4 protein-coding genes are annotated in these 4034 nt (G+C 51.0%); all 4 read left to right on the plus strand.

All coding sequences use genetic code 11. The features are described 5' to 3' along the window. Window positions 1-193 precede the first annotated feature (193 nt). The 4 genes from QNK41_RS14255 to QNK41_RS14270 all read left to right on the plus strand — a co-directional run bounded on the left by QNK41_RS14255 (window position 194) and on the right by QNK41_RS14270 (window position 3876). Entirely contained in the window at window positions 194-1132 is a 939-nt protein-coding gene (locus QNK41_RS14255) for a pyridoxal-phosphate dependent enzyme (protein WP_319258066.1), read from the plus strand. A gap of 35 nt (window positions 1133-1167) precedes the next feature. After that, window positions 1168-2202: a TRAP transporter substrate-binding protein DctP gene (gene dctP, locus QNK41_RS14260; protein ID WP_319258067.1), complete on the plus strand. Its 1035-nt coding sequence runs from the start codon at window positions 1168-1170 to the stop codon at window positions 2200-2202. 15 nt (window positions 2203-2217) lie between these two features. Continuing rightward, on the plus strand, window positions 2218-2595 hold the full coding sequence (locus tag QNK41_RS14265) for a RidA family protein (RefSeq protein ID WP_319258069.1): 378 nt from the start codon (window positions 2218-2220) through the stop codon (window positions 2593-2595). Between the two features lie 96 nt (window positions 2596-2691). Then, entirely contained in the window at window positions 2692-3876 is a 1185-nt protein-coding gene (locus QNK41_RS14270) for a Xaa-Pro peptidase family protein (RefSeq protein WP_319258070.1), read from the plus strand. Window positions 3877-4034: the final 158 nt, after the last annotated feature.

Genomic DNA, 4034 nt, shown 5'->3' on the forward strand with positions numbered 1-4034 from the left:
GGAGTCCGGCGGAGGAGGTATTGCGCCGTTCTCCGATATCTGTATTCGTTACCCGGAGATAGTCTCCCGAATCCGTGTCGCAACTTCATGGGGATTTGCTGCAGTGCGTTGAATTGATGCTCGTTTGGGGTGCCTTATGACACACATACCGGCTCTGCATGATGTGTATCGAGCACATGCCAGAATCAAACCGATGATTCTTCAAACACCGCTGTTGGCATCTACCGAGTTGGCGGAAAAAACAGGTGCGCGGTCGGTTTACTTAAAGCTGGAATGTTTGCAGAATACCGGGGCCTTCAAGGTCAGGGGCGCGGCCAATAAGATGCTAAGTCTCACCAATGAGGAGAAGAGAAGAGGCGTGATTACGTTTTCCACTGGCAATCACGGCAAAGCCGTGGCCTATGTGGCCGGAAAAATCGGTATCCCGTCGACAATATGCCTTTCGGAGCACGTCGCTCCCTACCGGGCGGAGGCGATCAGGAAACTGGGGGCGAAGGTATCCGTGAAAGGTCACTCCCAGGATGAAGCGGAAAAAAACTATCAGGACCTGACTGTTTCCGGTGGACTTGTCCCGGTGGTTCCGTTTGACGACCCGATGATTATCGCCGGCCAGGGAACGATCGCCCTCGAAATTCTATATGAATTACCGGATGCGGATCTGTTGATCGTCCCGATTTCAGGGGGCGGTTTACTATCGGGAATCGCCATGACTGCCAAATCCATCAATCCGGGCATTCATATTGTGGGTATTTCCATCGAACAGTCTCCGGCCATGCTGCAAAGCCTGAAAGCCGGTAAACCCGTTCAGGTGGAGGAAAAAGACTCCATAGCCGATTCGCTTTTGGGCGGTATCGGTTCCGACAATCGGTACACATTCTCGTTGGTGGAGAAATTCACGGACGAACACCTGTTGGTCTCTGAAAAGGAAATAAAAGATGGTATGTTTTATATTTTTGATAAGCATCACTTGATCATAGAAGGTGCCGCTGCTGTTGGAGTGGGAGCTCTTTTAAGCCAAAAGATCCATGTGAAAGGTAAGAAGGTTGTTACATTGCTTTCAGGAAGCAGCATCAATTCCAATGAATATATTCGCATTATACAGGACAAACTCACCAACGAGGGCAAGCAGTGACTTATATCCTTACAAGCTGTTGAAGGAGGTTTTTCATGAAACGAAGAACAGAGCTCATGTTGGTCCTAATCGTATTCGCTCTAATTTTTGGATTCACCGGACGAACCGTGGCGGCTCAAAATTTGTTGTGGCAAGTGGCTCTGGAAGAGATCGAAGGTAGCATGCAACATGAGTATGCCAAGAAGTTTGTCGAAATCATGGAGGATAAATCCAAAGGGGAAATTCGCTGCAACATTCATTTTTATGGAGAGCTTGGCACTTCCGGTGAAATCACGAAGCTTCTGCAAAAAGGAGATCTCCAGTTCGCCTTCCAATCTCCCGGTCACCTGGGGTCCTATATTCCAGAGGTTCAAGTCTTTTCCATACACTACCTTTTTCCAACAGATTTCAACCTTCTCGAAAAAATTTTGCGCAAAGGGCCGAACACATATAACGTACTTGGAAAATACTATCGAAAAAATAAGCTGGAACTCCTCTCTATTATCGAGGAGGGCTGGCAGATATGGACGGCCAATAAACCTTTGCGGAAACCTGCCGATTTCGATGGCATCACTTTTCGGGTCATGTCCTCTCCGTTTCTCATCACCGCCTATCGCCTTTACGGTGCCTACGTTATGACCGTACCATACGGGCAGATTTACAGCGACCTTGAACTGGGTAGGATAGATGCGGAAACACAGCCCTTTTTCGCCATCCAAGAGATGAAATTTTACGAAGTCCAGGACTTTATGATTAAGGCCAATCAATTGCCGTTTATCGGGACCTTTGCCGCCAACCACGAGTTCATTAAGGGACTGCCACAGAATATTCGGATAATGATAGACAGTGCCATCGAAGGGGCCAATGAATATATTTTTGATTTTGAACCCAAATTGAACGAACAGCGCAAGCAAATGATTATGGAGGCCAAACCGTCCATGCAGTATATTGAATTGACGGATAAAGAGATTGCCGTTTTTAGAGAAAAAGCGAAACCACTTAGACAAAAGTATCTAAAGATGGGCGGTGAAGGGGCAGAGGAAGTTTTGGATGCGGTGATCAAAGATATCAATTGGGCTGAAGAAAAATAATGAGGAGGCAAAGCCATGCAAAAAGAGATTGTGTATAGTGATAAAGCACCAGAACCAGGTCCATATTCCCAAGCGATCAAATATGGCAATCTGGTTTTCGTTTCCGGACAAACTTCTGACGACCCGGTAACTCACCAACCGATTAAGGATTCGGTAGTTTCCCAAACGGAGCGTATCCTCACCCATATCAAATATATTTTGGAGGCCGCCGGTTCAGGCCTCGAAAAAGTGGTGAAAGTCAATGTTTACCTGTCTGAATGGGAGCACAAGCAAGAGATGAACACGGTTTACCAGAAATTCTTCCCACATGATCCGCCAGCCCGTATTGCAATGGCCGTTAAAGGACTGGATGCTGGGTTGGATGTGGAGATCGATTGTATCGCGGGTTGTTGAGCTTGCCTTCAACAACCCATACCCTTATCGCAGTATCTCTGCCAAGCGCCATCGTTGCATGATTACACCCGTCTGACGATGTCCGGAGAACAGGTCTTGCAGAAAAATATGAAGTTCCCCCAGAGCGAGTACGACCGGCGGATTCGACGAACCAGGGAGGCCATGGACAGGTGCGGCATGGAACTGCTGCTGGTGGTCGATCCGGCTAACATGAACTACCTGACCGGTTATGACGGGTGGTCGTTTTATGTCCATCAGGGGGTGATCCTCTCATTGGATGCCGATCGCCCGTTGTGGTTTGGTCGACAACAGGACGCCAACGGTGCCCGGCTGACCACCTGGTTGCCCGATGCATGCATATTCGGCTATCCGGACGAATACGTGCAGTCGCGCTACACCCACACCATGCGATACGTGGCCCAACTGTTGCGCGACCAGGGGCTGGCGGAAAAAAGACTGGGACTGGAGCTGGACGGCTACTGGTTCAGCGCCCGGATGTACCTCACCCTGCAGGAGGAATTGGCCCGGGCAACGCTGATGGACGCCACCAATCTGGTCAACTGGGTCAAAAGCGTCAAGTCCGAGCCGGAGATCGCCTATATGCGCCAGGCGTCGCGGATATGCGAGAAGGTCATGCAGACTGCCATCGACGCCATTGCCCCCGGTATCTGGGAAAAGGATGCGGCGGCCAAGGTGTCGGCGGCGCAGATTGCCGGAACCGATGGATTCGGCGGCTCTTCGCCGGCTATTTTCCCGATCATGCCCTCGGCGGAAAGGACCACTACCGCCCACCTGACCTATGATCCGGACCGTCAATACAGCACGGGCGATGTGGTGCTGCTGGAACTGTGCGGCGCCCGGCACCGCTATCACGCCCCGCTCGCACGCACTGTTTTCCTCGGAGATCCCCCTGACGATCTGCTTAAAACCGCCACTGGCGTGGTGACCGGCCTGCAGGAAACACTGCAATTCATCGGCCCAGGCGTTACGGCCGAGGAGGTCGAGGAACGCTGGCGGGCCTCCATCGCTCACACCGGTGTGGTCAAACCCTCCCGGGTCGGCTATTCCTATGGTCTGAACTATGTGCCCGATTGGGGCGAACATACGGTGAGTTTGCGGCCTGGTGATAAAACGGTGTTAGAGCCGGGTATGACCATCCACTTCATGCCAGGCATCTGGCTGGACAGTTACGGCTTTGAATGCAGCGAACCGGTGTTGATCACTGACAGCGGGTGCGAGAAATTTATTGAATTTCCTCAGCAGCTGTTTGTCAAAAACTGATCCATGACCATTTCACCATCCTCCTGGACAGGTTTGGTGTACGCGTTCGTTGCAGCGGTCTGTTACGCAGGGCTCAGCACCGCCATACGTTTTGCCGATGCCCACATGTGCATCTGGCATATCATTTTCTACCGGAGCCTGTTCGGTGTCTTGGTTGT

Origin of the sequence: Desulfosarcina sp., from assembly GCF_033791525.1 — a bacterium.
GTDB lineage: Bacteria > Desulfobacterota > Desulfobacteria > Desulfobacterales > Desulfosarcinaceae > Desulfosarcina.

What these genes read in the sequence shown, in the direction of transcription:
- dctP (WP_319258067.1), top strand. Translation starts at nt 1,168, where the DNA reads ATGAAACGAAGAACAGAGCTCATGTTGGTCCTAATCGTATTCGCTCTA.
- QNK41_RS14265 (WP_319258069.1), top strand. Translation starts at nt 2,218, where the DNA reads ATGCAAAAAGAGATTGTGTATAGTGATAAAGCACCAGAACCAGGTCCA.
- QNK41_RS14255 (WP_319258066.1), top strand. Translation starts at nt 194, where the DNA reads ATGATTCTTCAAACACCGCTGTTGGCATCTACCGAGTTGGCGGAAAAA.